At 68.1% G+C, this 20294-nt stretch carries 23 protein-coding genes and 3 pseudogenes; 22 read left to right on the top strand and 4 right to left on the bottom strand.

Annotated elements, in window-relative coordinates; translation table 11 throughout:
• The first annotated feature begins 202 nt into the window (after positions 1-202).
• The 4 genes and pseudogenes from D5084_RS00790 to D5084_RS00805 all read left to right on the top strand — a co-directional run.
• The gene (locus D5084_RS00790; protein WP_238382472.1) at positions 203-742 is read left to right on the top strand and encodes a hypothetical protein; all 540 of its coding nucleotides are present in this window, start codon (positions 203-205) and stop codon (positions 740-742) included.
• Positions 739-939 (top strand): hypothetical protein, encoded by a 201-nt coding sequence (locus D5084_RS00795; protein WP_128513615.1) that lies wholly within the window; start codon positions 739-741, stop codon positions 937-939. The genes D5084_RS00790 and D5084_RS00795 overlap by 4 nt, the downstream gene beginning before the upstream one ends.
• A complete protein-coding gene (locus D5084_RS00800; protein WP_100929097.1) occupies positions 932-1312 on the top strand; it encodes a DUF6362 family protein in 381 nt (126 codons plus the stop codon). Before D5084_RS00795 ends, D5084_RS00800 begins: the two co-directional genes overlap by 8 nt.
• A gap of 435 nt (positions 1313-1747) precedes the next feature.
• Positions 1748-2419, top strand: a pseudogene (locus D5084_RS00805) (ParB/Srx family N-terminal domain-containing protein); the annotation flags it as partial.
• A 77-nt stretch (positions 2420-2496) separates the two neighbouring features.
• On the opposite strand, the pseudogene D5084_RS18930 reads toward D5084_RS00805, so the two are convergent.
• Positions 2497-3125: pseudogene (locus tag D5084_RS18930) on the bottom strand (phage exclusion protein Lit family protein); the annotation flags it as partial.
• Between D5084_RS18930 and D5084_RS00815 the strand changes: the two are divergent.
• The 5 genes and pseudogenes from D5084_RS00815 to D5084_RS00830 all read left to right on the top strand — a co-directional run bounded on the left by D5084_RS00815 (position 3112) and on the right by D5084_RS00830 (position 7017).
• Entirely contained in the window at positions 3112-4302 is a 1191-nt protein-coding gene (locus D5084_RS00815) for an IS110 family RNA-guided transposase (protein WP_435532652.1), read from the top strand. The pseudogene D5084_RS18930 and the gene D5084_RS00815 overlap by 14 nt on opposite strands.
• Before the next feature lie 548 nt (positions 4303-4850).
• Entirely contained in the window at positions 4851-5600 is a 750-nt protein-coding gene (locus tag D5084_RS00820) for a DNA-methyltransferase (protein ID WP_238382473.1), read from the top strand.
• Between the two features lies 1 nt (position 5601).
• Positions 5602-6108, top strand: a pseudogene (locus tag D5084_RS18595) (DNA cytosine methyltransferase); the annotation flags it as partial.
• 205 nt (positions 6109-6313) lie between these two features.
• Complete coding sequence (locus D5084_RS18600) at positions 6314-6796, top strand: hypothetical protein (protein ID WP_238382494.1); 483 nt, start codon at positions 6314-6316, stop codon at positions 6794-6796.
• Positions 6793-7017 (top strand): DUF7220 family protein, encoded by a 225-nt coding sequence (locus tag D5084_RS00830; RefSeq protein WP_128513618.1) that lies wholly within the window; start codon positions 6793-6795, stop codon positions 7015-7017. The genes D5084_RS18600 and D5084_RS00830 overlap by 4 nt, the downstream gene beginning before the upstream one ends.
• A gap of 54 nt (positions 7018-7071) precedes the next feature.
• Here D5084_RS00830 and D5084_RS00835 read toward each other — a convergent pair whose 3' ends face one another.
• Both D5084_RS00835 and D5084_RS00840 read right to left on the bottom strand, forming a co-directional pair.
• Positions 7072-7644 (bottom strand): DUF3489 domain-containing protein, encoded by a 573-nt coding sequence (locus tag D5084_RS00835; protein ID WP_128513619.1) that lies wholly within the window; start codon positions 7642-7644, stop codon positions 7072-7074.
• Positions 7645-7734: 90 nt separating this feature from the next.
• Positions 7735-7959: a hypothetical protein gene (locus D5084_RS00840; protein WP_128513620.1), complete on the bottom strand. Its 225-nt coding sequence runs from the start codon at positions 7957-7959 to the stop codon at positions 7735-7737.
• Positions 7960-8070: 111 nt separating this feature from the next.
• On the opposite strand from D5084_RS00840, the gene D5084_RS00845 reads away from it, so the two are divergent.
• The 8 genes from D5084_RS00845 to D5084_RS00880 all read left to right on the top strand — a co-directional run bounded on the left by D5084_RS00845 (position 8071) and on the right by D5084_RS00880 (position 15832).
• Positions 8071-8631 carry a hypothetical protein gene (locus D5084_RS00845; protein ID WP_128513621.1) on the top strand — a complete coding sequence of 187 codons (561 nt, stop codon included), beginning with the start codon at positions 8071-8073 and terminating at the stop codon, positions 8629-8631.
• On the top strand, positions 8579-10582 hold the full coding sequence (locus D5084_RS00850) for a phage terminase large subunit family protein (RefSeq protein ID WP_128513622.1): 2004 nt from the start codon (positions 8579-8581) through the stop codon (positions 10580-10582). Before D5084_RS00845 ends, D5084_RS00850 begins: the two co-directional genes overlap by 53 nt.
• 86 nt (positions 10583-10668) lie before the next feature.
• Entirely contained in the window at positions 10669-10875 is a 207-nt protein-coding gene (locus D5084_RS00855; RefSeq protein WP_128513623.1) for a phage head-tail joining protein, read from the top strand.
• Positions 10875-12416, top strand: a complete 1542-nt coding sequence (locus D5084_RS00860; RefSeq protein WP_128513624.1) for a phage portal protein — start codon at positions 10875-10877, stop codon at positions 12414-12416. The genes D5084_RS00855 and D5084_RS00860 overlap by 1 nt, the downstream gene beginning before the upstream one ends.
• Positions 12417-12421: 5 nt before the next feature.
• Entirely contained in the window at positions 12422-14476 is a 2055-nt protein-coding gene (locus D5084_RS00865) for a prohead protease/major capsid protein fusion protein (RefSeq protein ID WP_128513625.1), read from the top strand.
• Positions 14477-14550: 74 nt separating this feature from the next.
• Positions 14551-14886, top strand: coding sequence for a DUF2190 family protein (locus D5084_RS00870; RefSeq protein ID WP_128513626.1), 336 nt, complete (start codon positions 14551-14553; stop codon positions 14884-14886).
• Complete coding sequence (locus D5084_RS00875; RefSeq protein WP_128513627.1) at positions 14886-15197, top strand: head-tail joining protein; 312 nt, start codon at positions 14886-14888, stop codon at positions 15195-15197. The genes D5084_RS00870 and D5084_RS00875 overlap by 1 nt, the downstream gene beginning before the upstream one ends.
• 5 nt (positions 15198-15202) lie before the next feature.
• Entirely contained in the window at positions 15203-15832 is a 630-nt protein-coding gene (locus D5084_RS00880; RefSeq protein WP_128513834.1) for a DUF6441 family protein, read from the top strand.
• A 15-nt stretch (positions 15833-15847) separates the two neighbouring features.
• On the opposite strand, the gene D5084_RS00885 is transcribed toward D5084_RS00880, so the two are convergent.
• Positions 15848-16804: an arsenic resistance protein gene (locus D5084_RS00885; RefSeq protein ID WP_128513628.1), complete on the bottom strand. Its 957-nt coding sequence runs from the start codon at positions 16802-16804 to the stop codon at positions 15848-15850.
• A gap of 129 nt (positions 16805-16933) precedes the next feature.
• On the opposite strand from D5084_RS00885, the gene D5084_RS00890 reads away from it, so the two are divergent.
• Genes D5084_RS00890 through D5084_RS00910 form a run of 5 tightly spaced genes read left to right on the top strand, consistent with a single transcriptional unit; the run spans position 16934 to position 20268 of the window.
• The gene (locus D5084_RS00890) at positions 16934-18145 is read left to right on the top strand and encodes an MFS transporter (RefSeq protein WP_202910012.1); all 1212 of its coding nucleotides are present in this window, start codon (positions 16934-16936) and stop codon (positions 18143-18145) included.
• Positions 18146-18185: 40 nt separating this feature from the next.
• Positions 18186-18605: an acyl-CoA transferase gene (locus D5084_RS00895; RefSeq protein WP_128513630.1), complete on the top strand. Its 420-nt coding sequence runs from the start codon at positions 18186-18188 to the stop codon at positions 18603-18605.
• A 24-nt stretch (positions 18606-18629) separates the two neighbouring features.
• A complete protein-coding gene (locus D5084_RS00900; RefSeq protein WP_128513631.1) occupies positions 18630-19571 on the top strand; it encodes a phage tail tube protein in 942 nt (313 codons plus the stop codon).
• Positions 19571-20008 carry a phage-derived protein YdaY family protein gene (locus D5084_RS00905; protein WP_128513632.1) on the top strand — a complete coding sequence of 146 codons (438 nt, stop codon included), beginning with the start codon at positions 19571-19573 and terminating at the stop codon, positions 20006-20008. Before D5084_RS00900 ends, D5084_RS00905 begins: the two co-directional genes overlap by 1 nt.
• A gap of 53 nt (positions 20009-20061) precedes the next feature.
• Positions 20062-20268 carry a DUF7697 family protein gene (locus D5084_RS00910; RefSeq protein ID WP_128513633.1) on the top strand — a complete coding sequence of 69 codons (207 nt, stop codon included), beginning with the start codon at positions 20062-20064 and terminating at the stop codon, positions 20266-20268.
• Positions 20269-20294 lie beyond the last annotated feature (26 nt).

The raw sequence follows: 20294 nt of genomic DNA on the forward strand, positions 1-20294 counted from the left end.
AGTTAGGTGTCAAACCCCCATACTACGTATGGGAGGGCCACCCCACAGGGTTGGCCACTCCTCCCATACGTCCGGGCCAGCCGCGCGCGCCGCCGTGACGCTCCCTTGTGCTCTCCGATCCGACGACGGCGGCCCCGTACCGCCAAGCACCAGACCGCCGTCGTCTTCCACCACCACAGGCCACCGGCAAAGGAGACCCATCATGGCTCAGCCGACTCTGATCCCCAATTGCGACGGCGCAAGGTTTGAATCGCTGCCGCTCGACACGCCCCGCAACCGCTGCATCCTCGCGCTCGATCTCGGCACCTCGACTGGCTGGGCGCTCCGCGGCCATGACGGTCTGATCACCAGCGGCACCGTCTCGCTGCGCCCCGGCCGCTTCGACGGTGGCGGCATGCGCTACCTGCGCTTCACCAACTGGCTGACCGAGATCGACCGGCTGTCCGGTCCAGTCGCCGCCATCTGGTTCGAGGAAGTCCGCCGCCACGCAGGCACCGACGCGAGCCACATCTACGGCGGGCTCATGGCCACGCTGACCGCATGGGCCGAGCTGCGCGGCGTGCCCTACGAGGGCGTCCCGGTCGGCACGATCAAGCGTCATGCCGCTGGCAAGGGCAACGCCGACAAGGCCGCCATGGTCGCCGCCGTCCGCGCCCGCGGCTTCAGCCCGGCCGACGCCAACGAGGCCGACGCCATCGCCATCCTGCTCTGGGCGATCGAGACGAAGGGAGGTGTCGCATGAGATGGCATCCCCACGGCTACGGTGGTCGGCGCCGGGATCCCGAGCAGGTCAAGCGCGAGGGCTGGCACGAACAGGGCGTCCTCGCGGTCTCCGCCGATGACGACCGCCTCACCTGGCCCGAGCGTGAACTGGTCCGCCAGCTCGGCGAGAAGCTCTACGGCCCGCGCCCTGCCGACAGGGAGGCGCGCCGTGGCTGATCGCGAATGGACCGCCGAGTGCGTCGCCGATCATTTCGAGGAGGCGTTCCGCACCCTGCGCAAGCTGCCGCCGGTGAAGGCGCAGGGCTATTTCAACACCTGGCCCGACATCGTGCGCACCAGCCGCGAGATCGCAGCGATGGAGCCGCAGCCGATGCGGGTCTGGCCCTCGGCCGCAGCGATCACCCGGCTCGAGCAGACCTTCGACTGGGTGCTCTGGATCGAGGAGGCAGAGCGCAAGCTGGTCTGGTCGCGCGCGGCCCGTGTGCCGTGGAAGCAGATCAGCGGGGAGCTGGGCTGCGACCGCACGACCGCCTGGCGTCGCTGGCAGCTGGCGCTGACCAAGATCGCTGCGCGCCTGAATGCGCAGTGACTCCAATGTGTTGCAACACTTTTTCCTTCGACATCTGCAACAAGTTCGTGCTATTCCGAAGGCAAGATGGGGAGAGTGCGCTGGAAAGCTCGCTCTCCCCTTTGCTTTTGGCCGGATGCAGTTGGATTTCGGGGTGGCTTCCGGGGTCCGGGAAGGGTCCAACCGGTGTCCATCCCGCTAACCCACTGATTTCTGGTTCCTTCCTGGCCATATTCGTATGCTGGCGGGCGAAGCGCGGGACATCGCCAGCGACAGAGCCGGATTTTTGGGAAGCCACCCGGAAGCCGGACCCGCTCATGCCCCGCTCAAACACCAATGAACGCTGGCCTTCCGACCGGACACCGCTGGTAGCCGCTGGACCCCGTGTGGAGTCCGGGCCGGCATCCGGAGTCGGGAAGCCACCGGCATCCACCCGACCGAGGAACCTTGCCCACCATGACTCTGAGCTTCGCCCCGAACGCGATCGAGACGTGGCCGCTGTCGCGCCTCCAGCCCTACGCGAAGAACGCGAAGGCGCATGGCGCGGACCAGGTCGCCAAGATCGCCGCCAGCATGGCCGAGTTCGGCTGGACGGTTCCGTGCCTGGTCGCCGAAGACGGAGAGCTTATCGCAGGCCATGGCCGCGTGCTGGCCGCAACGCAGCTGGGGCTGACCGAAGCGCCGGTGATCGTGCTGGGGCATCTGACGGAGGCGCAGCGCCGGGCGTATCGGATCGCCGACAACAAGCTGACCGAGCTCGGCACCTGGGACGAGGCGCTGCTTTCGGCCGAACTGAACGACCTGCTGGCCGAGGATTTCGACCTGTCGCTGGTCGGGTTTTCCGATGGCGAGTTGGACAAGCTGCTGGCCTTCGTGCCGGAGGGGGACGGTGAAGACGGTGGCGCTGGGGGCTCCGTGCCTCCGGTGACCATCCCCGAACCGCCGCGCAACCCGGCCTCGCGTACCGGCGATCTGTGGATCCTCGGGGATCATCGATTGCTGTGTGGTGACAGCACCAGCGCCGCCGATGTGCGCCGCCTGATGAACGGCGAACGCGCAGTGCTGTTCGCGACCGATCCGCCGTATCTCGTGGACTACGACGGCTCGAACCATCCGACCCGCAACAAGATCCCATGGGCAGGTGGACGACGGCCGACTCGCTGACAGAGTGGGGTTGTTCATCGGACCAACCACTCTGGAGCCANAAAGCCTCGACCATCTCCTGGTTTGAGTTCGCGATCACGTCGAGTGGGCGGTGCTCCTGCCGCATGAGCGCGATCAGGAGACAGGCTGTGAATAGCCAGAAGGGCGAACCGGCAGGAAGGCTGTAGCCGCTGATCATCGCCGTCAGCCGCTCGGCCATCGGCGGATATCTCCGATTACCCCAATGGGCGTGGGTCGGCGTCATCGCATGGATGATCACGGCCGCGAGCGCTATCCCCATGGCGCGCTTCTGCTGGACTTCGGCGAAGTTATGCCCGTGCTTCTTCGCATAGGCTGCAAGGCCGCTCGTCATGAAGTCGCGGGCATAGGTATCGCAGGCGATTTCCTCCTCGGGCAGCGCCGAGGGGGCACTGTTGTCGGCGCAATACATGACGTGTTGGAATTCGTGTAGAAGCGAGAACGCCAGGGCGAACGCCACGAGATCGAACGCCGCCATGTGCTGGACGTCGCCCAGACTTTCACGATCGGAAGTGGGTTCGGGGATATCCGCTGGCCAAGAGATTTCGGCGGTCTGATCGGCTGAAACAAGATCCCATGGGCAGGTGGACGACGGCCGACTCGCTGACAGAGTGGGGTTGTTCATCGGACCAACCACTCTGGAGCCAGCCATGGAGACCACAACCGAGCGCCCTGTCGAACCGACTGCCGTCCGCACCGATCTTGGCGCAATCTTCGTCTCGTTGGAACTCAGCCGTTCGAGCTGGGTCGTCACCGCGTTGTTGCCGGGCGGCGGCGAGAAGATGTCGCGCCATGCGGTTCCCGGCGGTGACATGGTCGGCCTTCTTGCGCGCCTTGCGCAACTCCGGGACAAGGCGCAGGCGCGCACCGGGCGCACCTTCCCGATCATCGTGATCGAGGAGGCCGGGCTCGACGGGTTCTGGATCCACCGCGCCCTGCAGAAGCAGGGCATCGAGAGCCACGTCGTGGATCCCGCCTCGATCGCCACGTCGCGCCGGCGGCGCCGCGCGAAGACCGATCGGCTCGACGGCGAAACGCTCGTCCGGACCCTGTTGGCCTTCAAGCGGGGCGAGCCGCGGGTCTGCGCCATGGTGCGGGCGCCGAGCCCCGAGGACGAGGATCGTCGGCGCATCACCCGCGAGCGCAAGGCGCTGATCGCGGAGCGCGTCGAGCACGTCAACCGCATCAAGGGCTTGCTGCTCGCCCAGGGGGTTCGCGGCTACGAGCCCCTGCACCGGAACCGGCGCGCCCGGTTCGAGGACCTGCGCACCGGAGACGGCCGAGATCTGCCACCCCATCTGAAGGCGCAGATCCTGCGTGAGATCGATCGGTTGGAGCTTCTCCTCAACCAGATCAAGGCGGTGGAGGCGGAGCGCGATACCGCGCTCGCTGCGGAGCCGCAGGATCGCGAGACGCCCGCGGCGGCGAAGATGCTGCTGGATATCAGGGGCATCGGTCCGGAGGTCGCCGCGGTCCTGTGGTCGGAGGGGTTGTTTCGCCATTTCGACAACCGAAGGCAGGTGGCGGCCTATGCGGGGCTGGCGCCGACGCCATGGCAAAGCGGCGCGGTGAGCCGCGAACAGGGTGTGTCGAAGGCGGGCAATCCCAGGTTGCGATCGACGATGATCCAGCTCGCCTGGCTCTGGCTGGGCCACCAGCCGGACTCGGCGCTCACCCGCTGGTTCCGCGCGCGCGTCGAGCAGAATGGCGGCCGCCAGCGCAAGACGGCGATCGTGGCGCTGGCCCGGAAGCTGCTGGTAGCGCTGTGGAAATACGTGACGTCGGGCGTGGTGATGGAGGGCGCCACGATGAAGCCAACGGCCGCCTGAGCACCGTGGCCGAGAAGGAACATCGAATACCGGCCCGGGCCTGATCAGCCCGGATCGGTCCAGGTGGGCGAGCCGTACCAGTCCGTGGCCTGACAACAGGACCGTAAACAAGAAGGGTGTCGCCCCCTCCGAGCCCCGCCCGCCGCACGCGGGATATTGGTGCAGCCGCTCCGAGCGGCGACCGGATGTGAGGTTGATCGTGCCCGGCAGCGGGCCGCGTCATGCAACCGGGCTCCGTTCCTGGACCGAAGGGTATGGAAGATGCCCACAGGCGATGCGTCGCCCCGCGCGAGACGCGCGCAACGCAGCCGCCGGGACCTTGATGGCCACAGGCCCGCAGCCCGAAGCCGTCCCCATTCGGGCCAACCTGCTACACCGCACCGGCCGCGGCCCCGCCGTCGCCAGCGGATAGGTGCGCGCGCCGACGGGGCCGCGGCCTCCGCCGTGCCGGTCTCGAGCCGTTCCGGCCCGAATTCGCCATCGCACCGTGTCGCTGCCCCGTTCTCAGCGGCCTCCAAGGCCAGTGTCTCAGCTCATCGAAGGGATCAATGGCGATGCCAAAGAAACGGTTGACGAAGAAAAGCCCATGTGAGGACTGGTCCGCGTCCTACGGCACGACATGGGACGACAGTTCGCAGGGCGCGGAGCTTTACGATGGTTTCATCGCGGCGGCCGTGGCGGAAGCCATCACCGAGGACGCCGCCTGGTACTGCTGGCACGCGTCGCGCCGCCAGGCGATGCTTGAAGCCTGCTGGGAAAAGGCGGGGGCCTTCGTCCACCAGCAGATCATCTGGGTGAAGGACCGAGGCGTCCTGACCCGGTCGCACTACCTATGGAAACATGAGCCCTGCTTCATGGGCTGGCGCAGACCGAACCGCCCGCCGAAGGTGGCCGAGGAAACGCTGCCGTCGACATGGGCGCTGCCCAGCTTCGCCAAGGACGACCGGCCCGACCACCCGACGCCGAAACCGCTCGACGCCTTCGGCATCCCGATGCGGCAGCACGTCGCGCGGGGCGGGCTCTGCTACGAGCCGTTCTCGGGCTCCGGCTCACAGATCATGGCGGGCGAGGCCAACGGCCGCCGCGTCTTTGCGATGGAGATCAGCCCCGCTTACGTCGACGTCGCCGTCGAACGCTGGCATGCCGAGACCAGCCGCGACGCGATCCTCGACGGCGAAGGTCGGACCTTCGCGGCCGTGAAAGCTGAACGGCTGGGCGACGACACCAACGCCCCGGCCGAAGCTCCGGCAACGGACACCGAACCCGAACCTGCGCGCAAGCGCAAGACCGCCGCGTGACATGCATGACCTGGCTTTACATCCCTCCGGACTTGGCTCCGGAGCCGGAGACGCATGCCTCTTCGGACTCTCCCTCTGCTCCGGCGCGGGCGGGCTCGATCTCGGGCTTGCCATCGCCATCCCCGGATATCGTGCTGTGGGCCATGTCGAACGGGAAACCTTCGCCGCAGCCACTCTCGTGGCGCGGATGGAAGACGCGTCCCTGGATCAGGCTGCTATCTGGGACGACGTTGGAACCTTCGACGGCCGACCGTGGCGCGGCGCGGTGGACATCGTTACTGCGGGCTATCCGTGCCAGCCGTTCTCGGTCGCGGGCCGACGGCTCGGTGCCGAGGATCCACGCCACCTCTGGCCGCATGTCGCCCGCATCATCGGCGAGGTCCAGCCGCCCTTCGTCTTCCTTGAGAATGTCGCCCATCATCTCCGCCTCGGATTCCCCGAAGTCGCCGCAGGACTGGTCGGCATGGGCTACCGCCTTGCGGCAGGCCTCTTCACAGCGGCGGAAGTCGGTGCGCCCCACAAACGCGAACGGCTCTTCATCCTCGCCATCCGCGAAGGCGACGAGCTGGCCGACCCCGCGCGCCTGCTCTGGCACCCGGTCGAGTGGCGGGAACCGGACGGAACTGCTGCGGCTGTGGCCGACGCCTCGGGCCAGTGCCAACGAGAACCGGCAGACGAAGCCGACACCCTCGCAGGAAGCGGGCCAGCACGGGATGAACCTGGCGACCACGGCGGCGCTGTGGCCAACCCCGCAGATCGACAGTTTCCGCAGCCGGGGTGGCGAACGAAAGGACGAGAAAGGCCTGGACCGGATGGCGCGGGATTGGCCGACGCCTATGGCCAACGATGGTTTCAAACCGAGTGCGGGCAACCGGCGGACAGCCGACCTGACCCATGCAGCGGGAATGTGGATGACGCCTACGGCGCGGGACCACAAGGATGGGGCGACGACACTGGCGAACACGCCGGTCAACGGCCTGCTTGGCCGCCAGGTCCTGGCGACGCCGATGGCTGGGAGCGATACCTCCGAGCCGCGCCGGACCTTGAACCCGCTGTTCGTCGAGGCGCTGATGGGCTGGCCCACCGGGTGGACCGGCTTCGCCTCTGTGGCAACGGCGTGGTCCCGTTGGTTGCGGCGTATGCGCTGCGAACTCTGGCAGTTGAACTGCTGGTCGATGGATGAGGCGGCGACATGAAGCAGTCCCGCACCATGTCGCTGGTCGAGTCCGTCGCCAACGTGATCGTCGGCTACGGCGTCGCCGTCGTCACGCAGGTCCTGATCTTCCCGGTCTTCGGGCTGCACACGACGCTGGCGCAGAACCTGAAGATGGGGGCGGTGTTCACCATCGTGTCGATAGCGCGTTCCTTCGCCTTGCGGCGGGTGTTCGAGGCGATCCGGATGCGGACCGCCAAATGATCGACCGCCGCCCCATGCGGGACGGCGGCCATCAGCTTGTCGGGGGCCGGCGCGTCAGGCGGCGGGGAGTTTGTACACGCGCCCCCGGTTCTCGACCTTCTCCGAGGTCACCTCGAGCCCGAGCTTCTTCTTCAGCGCCCCGGCCATCGCGCCGCGCACCGTGTGCGACTGCCATCCCGTCGCGGCCATGATCTCCTCGATGTTCGCGCCGTCCGGCGCGCGAAGCATGGCGATCAGCGTTGCCTGCTTGGTGCCCTCGCGCGGTGTCCGCGTCTTGGGCGCAGCCTCCGGTTCGGTGGGGGTGTCCGGCGCGGCCTCCTCGGTCGGCGCGTCCGTCGCGCTCGCAGGCGCGGTGTTCGCTTCCTCGGGCTCGATGCCGATGGCGGCGAGGCCTGCGTCTGTGGCGACCAGCGTGACGCCGTGGCCGTCGCCGGTCTCGCGCCAGACGGGTTCGTCCTTGCGCATGTCGGCGTCGACCTCTTCGAGGAAGCCTTTGGCGAGCATCGCGCCGACCACCTTGGCGGCGGCGCCGCCGCGCAGGCTCTCGGGCAGCGGCAGGGCGATGTGCTCGGGCCGCTGGGCGGCGGCGCTGAGGATCAGGGCTTGGGTGTCGGAAAGCTTGGTCATCGTCGTCTCCCGTATCGGGGCGCGCGGGATGCGGGCCCTTCTACGAGGTCGAGCCCGCCAGTCGGCGGGCGGGACCGGGAGCGGGTCGTCTCACTCGGCGTGTTCGCCTTCGCTGAAGGCCATGTCGGCGATTTCGCGCAGCTTCGCGCGGTAGTGGTTCAGGGTGCCGACATGGCCCCAGTTGATCTCGTCGGGGCTGGTCTCGAAATGGTCCGCGCTGAGCGCGGCGAGCCGCTCCAGCATCGCGTCGATCTCGGTCTTTGCGACGATGAAGGCGTCGAGGGCTTTCGTGTTGTCTTGTGCGCGGCGGGTCATCGGGTGCTCCTTGGGTCGAGTTGCATCGCTTTCTTGCAGTGACGTTCGCTCTGTCCGCGAGGCTTATCAACTCGATAAGCGCATGATCTTGAATGATAATCGGAGCCGTCAATGCAGGGCATGAGCGAGCGCCAGTACGCCGCCCATGTCGGGCTGTCGCGAGGCGCGATCCAGAAGGCGAAGACGGCCGAGCGGCTGGTTCTCTATCCCGACGGCAGCATCAATGCGGCGGCCAGCGACACGCGGCGGGCGGAGATGACGGACCCGTCGAAGACGAGGAACCCGCCCGCATCGAAGTTGAAGCCTGTCCCCGAAGCGGCGGTGGCCGCCGTCGGCGACACGCTCCGCGAACAGGGGCTGGCGGTCCCGGCCGTCGGGGGCGGCACGACCTTTCTGCAGGCGAAGACGGCGAACGAGGTGCTGAAAGCGCAGGAGCGTCGCATCCGGCTCCAGAAGCTGAAGGGGGAGCTGATCGAGCGGGCCCGCGCGCTGGCGCTGGTGTTCCGGCTGGCGCGCGAGGAACGGGACGCGTGGGTGAATTGGCCCGCGCGCGCGGCGGCGCTGATGGCGGCGGAACTGGGCGTGGAACCGGCCGCGATGCAGAAGGCCTTGGAAAAACATGTCCGTGCACACCTCGACGAGCTTGCCGAGGCCCGGCCTGATTTCCGGTGACGATGATGGCCTGACGGGCTTTGACGGCGCGGCGGAGATTCTGCGCACTTGGGGCGCGGGGCTGACGCCGGACCCTGACCTGACGGTGTCGCAGTGGGCGGACAATCATCGGATGCTGTCGGGCCGGGCCTCCGCGGAGCCGGGGCGCTATCGCACGGCCCGCACGCCTTACATGCGCGAGATCATGGACCGGCTGTCGCCCGGCGATCCCACGCAGCGGGTCGTTTTCATGAAGGCCGCGCAGGTCGGCGCGACCGAGGCAGGCAACAACTGGATCGGCTTCGCCATCCACCAGGCGCCGGGGCCGATGCTGGCCGTCCAGCCGACGGTGGAACTGGCCAAGCGTAACTCGCGCCAGCGGATCGATCCGCTGATCGACGAAAGCCCGGACCTTCGGGAAAGGGTGAAACCTGCGCGATCCCGCGACGCGGGCAACACGATGCTGTCGAAGGAATTCGCGGGCGGCATCCTGATCATGACCGGCGCGAACTCGGCGGTCGGGCTGCGGTCCACCCCGGCACGGTACATCTTTCTCGACGAGGTCGATGCCTATCCGGCCTCGGCCGACGAGGAAGGCGACCCGGTCACGCTGGCCGAGGCGCGGTCGCTGACCTTCGCGCATCGGCGAAAGGTCTTCCTGGTCTCGACCCCCACCATCCGGGGGCTCAGCCGGATCGAGCGGGAATACGAGTCCAGCGATCAGCGGCGCTTCTTCGTGCCGTGCCCGCATTGCGGCCAGGCACAATGGCTGAAGTTCGACCGGCTGCGCTGGCAGAAGGGCCGCCCGGAGACGGCGGAGTATCACTGCGAGGGCTGCGACGCGGCAATCGCGGAACACCACAAGACGGCGATGCTGGAGGGCGGCGAATGGCGGGCGACCGCCGTTGCCGCCGATCCGACCACGGTCGGGTACCACCTCTCGGCGCTTTACTCGCCGATCGGCTGGCTGAGCTGGGAGCGGATCGTGCGGGCATGGGACGCAGCGCAGGGTTCGGACGAGGCGATCAAGGCGTTCCGCAACACGATCCTCGGCGAGACATGGGTCGAGACCGGAGAAGCCCCCGACTGGCAGCGGCTCTACGACCGCCGCGAGCGCTGGACGTCCGGCATGGTGCCTGCGGGCGGGTTGTTCCTGACCGCCGGGGCCGACGTGCAGAAGGACCGGATCGAGGTCGATGTCTGGGCCTGGGGGCGCGGACTTGAGTCCTGGCTCGTCGACCACGTCGTCATCGAGGGCGGCCCCGACCGGCACGACGCCTGGTCGGAGCTGACGGCCTTGCTGGATCGAAGCTGGCCGCATGAACGCGGTGCGCATCTTCGGATCGCGCGGCTCGCCATCGACACGGGCTACGAGGCGCCAGCGGTCTATTCCTGGTCGCGGGCGCAGGGGTTTGGGCAGGTGTCGCCGGTGAAGGGCGTCGAGGGGTTCAACCGCTCGAGCCCGGTCTCCGGCCCGACCTTCGTCGACGCGACCGAGGGCGGCAAACGCCTCCGGCGCGGGGCGAGGCTCTGGACCGTGGCGGTCTCGACATTCAAGGCCGAGACCTACCGCTTCCTGTGGCTGGCGCGGCCGACCGACGAGGACATGGCCGAGGGTGCCGCGTTCCCGCCCGGCTCAGTGCATCTGCCGCACTGGGTCGAGAACGAATGGCTTAAGCAGTTCGTGGCCGAGCAGCTGGTGACGGTGCGCACCAAGCGTGGCTTCGCCCGGCTTGAATGGCAGAAGCTGCGCGAGCGCAACGAGGCGCTGGACTGCCGGGTCTATGCCCGCGCCGCCGCCTGGATCGCGGGCGCGGACCGGTGGCCCGACGAGAAATGGCGTGACCTCGAGGATCAACTCGGGGCGGCCCCCACCGACACCGATCCCGCCGGGCAGATCAACCGGCCGGGACAGACCCCGCAGGGCAAGCGCCGCTCCGACTGGCTCGGGCGGCGCGGAGGATGGTTCTGACATGGTGAGGACCGGTCCGCGCAGCGGATGCGAAGCTCCAGTGGAGCGTCGCAAGGGAACGAACGCACTGAGCGGGAGCGAAGGGCATGAACTGGACGGAAACCGAGCTCTCGGCGCTCCGCCGCGCCTATGCCAGCGGCACGACCCGGGTCAGCTATGACGGCAAGTCGGTGGATTACGGCTCGGCCGAGGATCTGCTCGCCCGCATCCGCACCATCGAGCGCGCCATTGCGGGCGTGGGCCGTCCGCTGCCCGTGGCGGGGCTCGCAGGCTTCTCGCGCGGGGATCGCTGATGTCGGCGACCTGGTTCGATCACGCCATCGCCACGGTGGCGCCGCGGATGGCCGCGCGCCGCGTGATGGCTCGTCAGGCGTTCGAGACCCTGACGCGGGGCTATGACGGCGCGGCGCGCGGACGGCGGACGGAGGACTGGCGCGCGCCGGGATCCTCGGCCGACACCGAGATCGGCGTCGCCGGGGCGCTCTTGCGCGACCGGATGCGCGATCTGGTGCGCAATAACCCGCATGCGGCCAAGGCCGTGGCGGTGCTGGTGAACAACATCATCGGCTCGGGGCTAATGCCGCGCGCGGCCAGCGGCGACGACAAGCTGGACCGGAAGGTAGACGCGCTCTTCGAGCGTTGGACGGCGGACTGCGACGCCGATGGCCAACTCGACTTCTACGGCCTGCAGACGTTGATCTGCCGCGAATTGGTCGAGGCGGGCGAGGTGCTGGTGCGCCGCCGTCTGCGGCGCTCCTCGGACGGACTGCCGGTCCCGCTGCAATTGCAGGTACTGGAGGCCGACTTCCTCGACGCCACGAAATCCGGCGCCCTCGGCGCGGGACGCCTCGTGCAGGGGATCGAGTTCGACCCGGTCGGCAAGCGCCGGGCCTACTGGCTCCATGCCGAGCACCCGGGCGATGCCTATGGCGCCTTGCAGAACGGGTTGCAGAGCCGCCCGGTCCCGGCGACCGAGATCGCCCATGTCTACGAGAAGCAGCGCACACAGGCGCGCGGCGTTCCCTGGGGCGCACCGGTGATCCGCAGCTTGCGCGATCTCGACGACTACGAGGTGGCCGAGCTGGTCCGCAAGAAGACCGAAGCCTGCGTGACCGCCATCGTCTTCGGCGACGACGAGGCGCAGCAGGGCATCGCGCCGTCGGTGGTCGATGCCGACGGGAACCGGGTGGAACAGTTCGAGCCGGGGCTCATCGCCTATGCCCGTGGCGGCAAGGACATCCGGTTCAACCAGCCCTCGGCAACCGGCGGCTATGGCGAATACAAGCGGGCGAGCCTGCACACGATCTCGGCCGGGTTCCGGGTGCCCTATGAGTTGCTGACCGGCGATCTCAGCCAGGTCAATTATTCCTCGATCCGGGCGGGGCTCGTCGAGTTCCGCCGCCAGATTGATGCGGTCCAGTGGCAGCTGTTCATCCCGATGTTTTGCGCCCCTGTCTGGCGCTGGTTCACTGAAGCGGCATGGGCGGCGGGCCAGATCCCGTCGCCCGATGTGCCGGTGGAATGGTCGCCGCCGAAGTTCGAAGCGGTCGATCCGCAGAAGGACGCGATGGCGAACCTGCTGTCGATACGGTCCGGCACCATGACGCTGGCCGAGGTGATCGCGAAACAGGGCCGCAACCCGGACGCCGTGCTGGCGGAAATCGCCGCGACCAACGCCAAGCTCGACGCGCTGGGGCTGGTGCTCGACAGCGACCCGCGGCGTGTCACCAAGACCGGCAGCGCACAGACCGGCGATCCGGCGACCGATCCTGCCGCCGACGACCCGCCCGCTAACGCGGACAATGACCCGGCGCAGGCCGACCAACAGGACTGACCTTCATGGACACGATGATCGAACTGCCGGCCATGCGCCGGTCGGCGGAGCTTGCGCCGAACACGGCCGATGCCGACAACCGCACCGTCGAGGTGGTCTGGTCGGCCGGGGCGCGCGTCCGCCGTGCCACCTTTTTCGGCGAGCCTTATGACGAGGAACTGAGCCTCGACCCGGCCCATGTCCGGCTCGACCGGCTGAACGCGGGCGCGCCGTTCCTGAAGGTGCACGAGCTCGATACGCTCGACGCGGTGATCGGCTCTGTCGTCCCCGGTTCCGCCCGGATCGAGAACGGCCGCGGCATCGCGCTGGTGCGGATCAGCGAGCGCGCCGATGTCGAACCGATCTGGCGCGACATCCAGGCAGGCCACATCCGCGCGGTCTCCATCGGCTACCAGGTCCACCGCTTCGAGGTCTCCAAACCCGAGGCCGCGCGCGAACTCTGGCGCGCGGTGGACTGGACACCGTTCGAGGTCTCCGCCGTCGCCGTCGGCGCCGATCCCGCCGCGGGCTTTCGCGCCCAGCATCCCCTTCACGACTGCGTCCTTCACCGCCGGGACGCCCCCACAGAGCAAGGAGCAGACCCGATGACGGAGCAGACCCAGACCCCGGCGCGCGACGCCGCAACCCCCGCCACCAATCAGCCGACCGAGCCGGTCGAAACCGAGGACACCACCATGACCGAGCCGAAACCGGCTGCGCCCAACCCGAAGGTCGCCGCCAGTGAGACGCGCGCGCAGCCGAAGACGCACGCAACGCCAGCACCCGACACCGAAGCCGTCGCCACCCGCGCCCGCGAGGCCGAGCGCGACCGGGTCTCCACCATCTATGATCTCGCGGGCCGCCTGAACCTCGAGCGCGGCTTTGCCGAGGATCTGGTCAAGCGCGGCGTCAGCGTCGACGAGTCCCGCCGCCTGATCCTCGACCAGGTCGCGGCGAAGTCGGACGAGACCCGGACCTTCGGCCATGTCTCCGTCCCGCTCGGCGCCCGCGACGAGCGCATCACCCGCCGCGACGCCGTGGCAAACGCGCTGCTGCACCGCTACAGCCCGACGCTGTTCCAGCTGGAGGACGCCGCCCGGCAGTACCGAGGCATGACGCTGCTGGAACTTGCCCGCGAAAGCCTCGGCAACGCCGGGGTCAACACCCGCGGCCTGTCGCGCGACGAGGTGGCGACGCGAGCGCTGCATTCGACCTCGGACTTCCCCGAGATCCTGTCGGCGGTCACCAACAAGACGCTGCGGCAGGCCTACGAGGCCTATCCCCGCACCTTCATGCTGTTCTGCCGCCAGGTTCTGGCCACCGACTTCAAGGCCATGCACCGGGTGCAGCTCGGTGAAGCGCCGCAGCTTCTGGAGGTCGGCGAAAGCGGCGAGTTCAAGCGCGGCACGCTCGGCGAGAGCAAGGAGAGCTACAAGGTCAAGACCTATGGCCGGGTGGTCGCCATCACCCGCCAGACGCTGATCAACGACGATCTGGACGCCTTCACGCGGATCCCGGCGATGTACGGCAACTCCATCGCCCAGCTTGAGTCGGACGTGGTCTGGGGCATCATCACCGCCAACCCGGCGATGGCCGACGGCAACGCGCTCTTCCACACCACACACAAGAACCTCGCGGGCACCGGCGCGGCGCTCGATGTCGGCAGTGTCGGCGCGGCCCGCGCCGCGATGGCGAAGCAGACGGGGCTCGACAAGAAGACGGTGCTGAACGTCCGCCCCGCCTTCCTGATCGTGCCCGCTTCGCTGGAACTGAAGGCCGAACAGCTGGTCGCCCAGAACCTTGTGCCCGCCGCGACCTCCAGCGTCGTGCCGCAGTCGATCCGCACGCTCGCGCCGATCAGCGAGCCCCGGCTCGACGCCGCCAGCGAGACCGCATGGTATCTGGCCGCGAGCCCGAACCAGATCGACACCATCGAGTACGCCTATCTCGAGGGCCAGCAAGGCGCCTACATCGAGACCCGCAACGGTTTCGATGTCGATGGCGTCGAGATCAAGTGCCGCCTCGACTTCGGCGCCAAGGCCATCGACTGGCGCGGCCTCTACAAGAACCCGGGCGCGTAAGCCCAGCATCCTGAAACCCGACATGCGGGCGGTCCAATCGGGCCGCCCTTCGTCATTCCACGAGGATCCCCATCATGAAAAACTACGTCCAGCCCGGCAACACCATCACCCTGACCGCGCCCTATGCCGTCGCCTCCGGTGATGGCCTGCTCGTCGGCTCCATCTTCGGCATCGCGGCCGGGGACGCCGCCATCGGCGAGCCCGTCGAGACCGCGCTCATCGGCATCTTCGACATCACCAAGGTCGGCTCGCAGGCCTGGACCGTCGGCGCCAAGGTCTATTGGGACGACACCAACAAGCGCTGCACCACGGTCGCCACCGACAACACGCTCATCGGCGTGGCCATCGAGGCGGTGGCGAGCGGCGCGGGCGACACCATCGGCCGGGTCCGCCTGAACGCGAGCTTCTGATGAGCGCCTTCGCCTTCGCCGTCGGCGTGCTCTTCGCCGATCCGAACATCGGCCGGGACGCGGTCTACATCGCCGACGGCGGCGCGCCCGTGCTGGTGCGCGTCGTCGCCCGGCGCGCCGACGCCATCACCGACTTCGGCGATGCGCGGCTCTGGTCCGAGACCACCCGCATTGACGTGCGCGTGGCTGAGGTGGCGAACCCGCGCCCGGGCGACCGTATCGAGATCGACGGAGACGCCTTCCTCATCCAGGGAGAACCCGCCCGCGACCGCGAACGGCTCGTCTGGACCGTCGATTTGCGCCCAGCGTGACCGCTGTGAAGCTGAAGCTCAACATCGATCCCGACATCGTCGCGATGATGCAGGCCGAGGTCGCGGCAGGCGAACGCGCAGTGACAGCCGCCATGCGCGAGGCCGGGACCGGGCTGAAGTCGGCATGGCGGTTGCAGATCACCGGCGCGGGGCTCGGCACACGGCTCGCCAACTCGATCCGGAGCCAGAACTTCCCGAGGTCGGGCGAGAGCCTCGATGCCGCGGCTCTGGTCTGGTCCAAGGCTCCGGTCATCGTCGGCGCGCATGACACCGGGCCGCTGATCCGCTCGAAGAACGGGTTCTGGCTGGCGATCCCGTTGCCCGCGGCGGGCAAATCCCTGCGCGGCGGCCGGATCACGCCTGGCGAATGGGAGCGGCGCCGCGGCCTGCGCCTGCGCTTCGTCTATCGCCGCACGGGCCCCAGCCTGCTGGTGGCGGAGGGGCGGCTGAACACGAAGGGCCAGGCGGTGGTGTCGCGCTCGAAGACCGGGCGCGGCAAGGTCACCGCGCCGATCTTCCTGCTGGTGCCGCAGGTGAAGCTGCCGAAGCGGCTGGATCTGGCGCGGGATGCGGGCCGGGCGTTGGACAGCGTGCCGGGGTTGATCGTGGCCAACTGGGTAGATGCAAAGTTCTGATGCTGGCGGACTGTCTCAGCGATCGGGCAGAAGCCGCGGCACCGCCTTCAGATAGACCAGCACGCCGAGCAATTCGACCAGCGACTGGAAGACGATGACCACGATGGCCAGCCGCCATTCCTGCGGCAGCGCCAGCGCCAGCGGCAGCACGACGAAGGAATTGCGTGTGCCGAGGCTGAACACCAGCGCGCGTCCTGACCGCGCGGGGAGATCGAGCGCCCGTGCTATTGCCAGCGCCGCGATCAGGGCGAGCACGAGGAAACCGACGAACACACCCGTCACCTGCGGCAGGACCGGAAGGGAGGCGGTCACGGTCTGCACCTGAGATGCGGAAATCAGGAAGACGACCAGCGCCAACAACGGCACCGGGAACCAGGCAAGACGCGTCATCACCGCGCCCCGTCCGGATCGCGCCTCGGCCCATCGCTCTAATAGCCATGCCGCCACCAGCGGCGCCACGATCAGCGTCAGGAAAACGGTCAGGATGGGACCGACTGCGAAGATTTCCAGAAAGGCCGATCCCATGAAAAGCCAGAGATAGATGGGCAACAGCGCCATCTGCACGATCAGGTTCACCGGCGTGGCGGCGATCGCCCGGCCGGTGTCGCCTCCCGCCAGATGCGTGAAGGTGATATACCAGTCCGTGCAGGGGACGAGCAGGACCAGAAGAACGCCCAGCCGGACTGCAGGATCGCTCGGCAGGAACACCAGCATCCCCGCCACGATCAGCGGGACGATCACGAAGTTGCCCGCGAGCATCGCCCCCATGAAGCGCCGGTCGCGGAACGCCTCCGGCAGATGGATCAGCGGGACCTGCGTAAAGGTCACAAAGATCAGGATGCCCAGAAGCGGCCAGAGCGCCGCCTCGAGATGTGCGGCGGCCCCCGGCAGCAACAGACCCAAGCCCAGCCCTGCCAGGATGGCGGCGAGATAGATCCAGACCTGGTGGCGCTCCAGCGCAATGCGGCTCATGTCCATCCTGTTCGATTGTTGCAGTCGAGGTATAACCTCCTCGTCAAAGAAGGCTATTGCCCTCCGATACAAAGAAGAACCTGAAGAATGAACGATGCCGATCCGAATGCGCACCAAACGGGCGTTCCAATGCCCCCCACCGGATGGTTCAACCGCACAGTCGCCGGTGCCGGGGTTACCTCGGCGCTCGGGGATTTCGCTTATGAGACGACGACCGTCATCCTGCCGGGTTTCCTCGCCGTGCTCGGCGTGCCGGCGGCGGTGCTGGGGATCATCGAGGGCATCGCGGATGCCGTGGCAAGTTTCACGAAGATGTTCGCGGGCCACATCGCCGACCGGTTCGGGCACCGCAAGGCGCTGGTTCTCTTTGGCTATGGCCTGACCCCGGTCGGGCAGGCGCTGATCGCCCTCGCGGTCGGCTGGCCGCTCCTGCTGCTTGGCCGCACGGTGTCGTGGTTCGGCAAGGGTCTGCGCGGCCCCTTGCGCGATGCGATCATCGTGCAAGCGATCAGTCCCGAGACCCGCGGGCGCGCCTTCGGGTTTCATCGGGCGATGGATACTGTCGGGGCGATCTTCGGCCCGCTTCTTGGGATCGCGGCACTCGGTTGGGCACAGGGACTTAATTGGCCGGATCCGGCTGATGCGTTTCGGTTCGTCTTCTGGTTAACGTTGATCCCCGGCGGGTTGGCCGTGCTGGCGTTTCTGACGTTGGTCCGCGACCCCGAGCATTCGCCCAACCCCGAGTTGCGTCTGATCTCGACGCTCAAGGGGCTGCCCGTACGGTTCAAGCAATACCTCGGCGCGGTCGGGGTATTCGGTTTGGGGGATTTTTCGCACAGCCTGCTAATCCTGGCTGCGACGGTGCTGCTCACGGCGCAGATGGGCGTTGTGCAGGCGGCGCAGGTGGCGGGGCTTCTCTATGTCTGGCGCAACGTGGTGCAGGTGGTGGCATCCTATCCGGTGGGCGTGCTGGCCGATCGACTGGGGCCGGGCCGCGTGCTGGTCGCGGGCTATGCACTCGGCGTGCTGACCGCTGCTCTGATGGCGACGGCCTTCGCGTTCACGACGGAAAGCCTGTGGTTTCTTGGCCTGATCTTCGCCATTGCCGGTCTCTATGTCGCTGTGCAGGAGGCGCTGGAGGCGACGGTCACAGCAGACATGGTGCCCGAGGACAGGCTGGCGACCGGCTACGGGGCGCTGGGAACGGTGAACGGTGCGGCCAAGCTGATTTCCAGTTCTGCTGTCGGGATCCTGTGGACGCTGGCCTCGCCTCTGGTCGCCTTCGCGGTGGCCGCAGCGCTGATGGCGGCGGGAACGCTGGCCTTGCTCCGAGTCAGGTAATCGGCGTGTCGTTCAACGTCTGAGGTCTATAAGCAGTTCAATGCCCACCCCCCGTGAATCCATCCTCACCGCGCTGCACGCGCGGCTCTTGGCACTGCCCGCCACCGCCCTGCGCGGCGAGGTGCTGCCCGAGCGCGTGCCGGCCGAGGGCCTGCTGATCCTGCGCGATGGCGAGCCGGGGGAGCCGGAAGTGACCCTCTCGCCGCTTGCCTACCACTACCAGCACCGGGCCGAGATCGAGGCGGTCGTGCAAGGCGCCGACCGTGACGCCGCCTTCGACACGTTGACCGCCAGCATCGGCGCAGCGCTCGCCGCCGACCGCACACTGGGCGGGCTGTGCGACTGGGTAGAGGGCGAAGCCCCGAAGCCGGTCGATCTGCCGGTCGAGGGCGCGGCGAGCCTGAAGGCCGCCGTGATCCCGGTGGTGCTGCACTATTCCACGGCCGATCCGCTCGGCTGATCCCGACAACCCGAGGAGAACACCATGGCACGAGCCCAAGGGGCGCGGGCGCAGATGGCGCTTGCGTTCGAGACGACCTACGGAACGCCGCCTGCCAGCGGCTTCACCCGGATGCCATTCGCCAGCGCGACGCTGGGGGCGGAGCAGCCGCTGCTGAACAGCGAACTGCTCGGCTACGGCCGCGATCCGCTGGTGCCGATCAAGGACGCGCTGACGGCCGACGGCAATGTCGTCGTGCCGATCGATGCGGAGGCGTTCGGCTTCTGGTTGAAGGCGGCCTTCGGCCAGCCGATCACCACCGGCACCGCCGCGCCTTACAGCCACGAGTTCCGCTCGGGCAGTTACGTGCTGCCGTCGATGTCCATCGAGACCGGCATGCCGGAGGTGCCGCGCTTCGCGATGTACTCGGGCTGCGTGCTCGACACGCTCAGTTGGCAGATGCAGCGCTCGGGCCTGCTAACCGCGACGGCCAGCCTGGTCGCTCAGGGCGAGGCCATCGCCACGACCTCCGCCGCTGGCACGCTGGCCGAGATCGACCTCCAGCGCTTCGGGCATTTCAACGGGGCCATCACCCGCAACGGCCAGCCGCTTGGCAACATCGTCTCGGCCGAGATCACCTATGCCAACACCCTCGACCGGATCGAGACCATCCGTTCGGACGGGCGCATCGACGGTGCCGACCCCGGCATGGCGGCGCTCACGGGCCGGATCGAGGTGCGCTTCGCCGATCAGCTGCTGGTCAACCAGGCGATCAACGGCGAGCCCTGCGAGATGACCTTCGCCTACACGCTGCCCTCGGGGGAAAGCCTGACGCTGGTGGCGCATGCCGTCTACCTGCCGCGCCCGCGCATCGAGATTTCCGGGCCGCAGGGCGTGCAGGCGAGCTTCGACTGGCAGGCGGCGAAGGATCCGGGGACGGGGCGCATGTGTACGATCACGCTGGTGAACGAACGGGAGACCTACTGATGCTGACACTCGATCTGACGAATGCGCCGCGCTGGCTCGACCTGCTGCCCGGCGTGCGACTGAAGCTGCGGCCGCTGACCACCGCGCTGATGGTCTCGGCGCGCAGCGATGCCGCGATCCGGGCACTGCCGCCCGAGGCTGGGCCCGAGGAACTGGCGATGATCATGGCCAAGGCCGTGGCGCGGCGCGCGGTGCTGGATTGGGAGGGTGTCGGTGATGCCGCGGGCAACCCGGTCTCTGTGACGCCCGAGGGGATCGACGCGCTCCTCGACATCTGGCCGGCCTTCGACGCCTTCCAGTCCGCCTATGTCGCCAAATGGCTGCTCCTCGAGCAGGAAAAAAACGTCTCTGCGCCCTTGCCGAATGGTGGCTCGGCGGGGGCGATCGCTACTGTGCAGCCTGCGAAGGCCCGTGCCCGGACTGCCCGGCGCGGCTGAACCAGCCGGAAACCCCGGAAGGCTGGCAGGTCTGGGATCTCGCGCAACGGATTATGGGGCAACTGCGGGTCGCATCCGGCGCCGACGGGACAGTGGTTCTGGGCTGGGACATAACCGCGGCGCTGGCCATGGCGCAGGCGCTCGGGGTCGCCCCGCTCATCGCGGCCGAATGCCTGCCCGTGATCGAGGCCGTGATGGTCCGCAAGTTCAACGAACAGCGGGCGTCCGATGACCGGGCGTCCCCGCCCGGTGGCCGATGAACCCGGTCCGCAAGCCGCGCCCCGCT

This window comes from Tabrizicola thermarum (assembly GCF_003574395.1).
GTDB lineage: Bacteria > Pseudomonadota > Alphaproteobacteria > Rhodobacterales > Rhodobacteraceae > Tabrizicola > Tabrizicola thermarum.

Excerpts from the sequence above, each read along its gene's own strand:
- D5084_RS00790 (WP_238382472.1), top strand. The coding sequence starts at position 203 with ATGGCTCAGCCGACTCTGATCCCCAATTGCGACGGCGCAAGGTTTGAA.
- D5084_RS00795 (WP_128513615.1), top strand. The coding sequence starts at position 739 with ATGAGATGGCATCCCCACGGCTACGGTGGTCGGCGCCGGGATCCCGAG.
- D5084_RS00820 (WP_238382473.1), top strand. The coding sequence starts at position 4,851 with ATGGCGATGCCAAAGAAACGGTTGACGAAGAAAAGCCCATGTGAGGAC.
- D5084_RS18600 (WP_238382494.1), top strand. The coding sequence starts at position 6,314 with ATGAACCTGGCGACCACGGCGGCGCTGTGGCCAACCCCGCAGATCGAC.
- D5084_RS00830 (WP_128513618.1), top strand. The coding sequence starts at position 6,793 with ATGAAGCAGTCCCGCACCATGTCGCTGGTCGAGTCCGTCGCCAACGTG.
- D5084_RS00835 (WP_128513619.1), bottom strand. The coding sequence starts at position 7,644 with ATGACCAAGCTTTCCGACACCCAAGCCCTGATCCTCAGCGCCGCCGCC.
- D5084_RS00840 (WP_128513620.1), bottom strand. The coding sequence starts at position 7,959 with ATGACCCGCCGCGCACAAGACAACACGAAAGCCCTCGACGCCTTCATC.
- D5084_RS00845 (WP_128513621.1), top strand. The coding sequence starts at position 8,071 with ATGCAGGGCATGAGCGAGCGCCAGTACGCCGCCCATGTCGGGCTGTCG.
- D5084_RS00850 (WP_128513622.1), top strand. The coding sequence starts at position 8,579 with ATGTCCGTGCACACCTCGACGAGCTTGCCGAGGCCCGGCCTGATTTCC.
- D5084_RS00855 (WP_128513623.1), top strand. The coding sequence starts at position 10,669 with ATGAACTGGACGGAAACCGAGCTCTCGGCGCTCCGCCGCGCCTATGCC.
- D5084_RS00860 (WP_128513624.1), top strand. The coding sequence starts at position 10,875 with ATGTCGGCGACCTGGTTCGATCACGCCATCGCCACGGTGGCGCCGCGG.
- D5084_RS00865 (WP_128513625.1), top strand. The coding sequence starts at position 12,422 with ATGGACACGATGATCGAACTGCCGGCCATGCGCCGGTCGGCGGAGCTT.
- D5084_RS00870 (WP_128513626.1), top strand. The coding sequence starts at position 14,551 with ATGAAAAACTACGTCCAGCCCGGCAACACCATCACCCTGACCGCGCCC.
- D5084_RS00875 (WP_128513627.1), top strand. The coding sequence starts at position 14,886 with ATGAGCGCCTTCGCCTTCGCCGTCGGCGTGCTCTTCGCCGATCCGAAC.
- D5084_RS00885 (WP_128513628.1), bottom strand. The coding sequence starts at position 16,804 with ATGAGCCGCATTGCGCTGGAGCGCCACCAGGTCTGGATCTATCTCGCC.
- D5084_RS00890 (WP_202910012.1), top strand. The coding sequence starts at position 16,934 with ATGCCCCCCACCGGATGGTTCAACCGCACAGTCGCCGGTGCCGGGGTT.
- D5084_RS00895 (WP_128513630.1), top strand. The coding sequence starts at position 18,186 with ATGCCCACCCCCCGTGAATCCATCCTCACCGCGCTGCACGCGCGGCTC.
- D5084_RS00900 (WP_128513631.1), top strand. The coding sequence starts at position 18,630 with ATGGCACGAGCCCAAGGGGCGCGGGCGCAGATGGCGCTTGCGTTCGAG.
- D5084_RS00905 (WP_128513632.1), top strand. The coding sequence starts at position 19,571 with ATGCTGACACTCGATCTGACGAATGCGCCGCGCTGGCTCGACCTGCTG.
- D5084_RS00910 (WP_128513633.1), top strand. The coding sequence starts at position 20,062 with ATGGGGCAACTGCGGGTCGCATCCGGCGCCGACGGGACAGTGGTTCTG.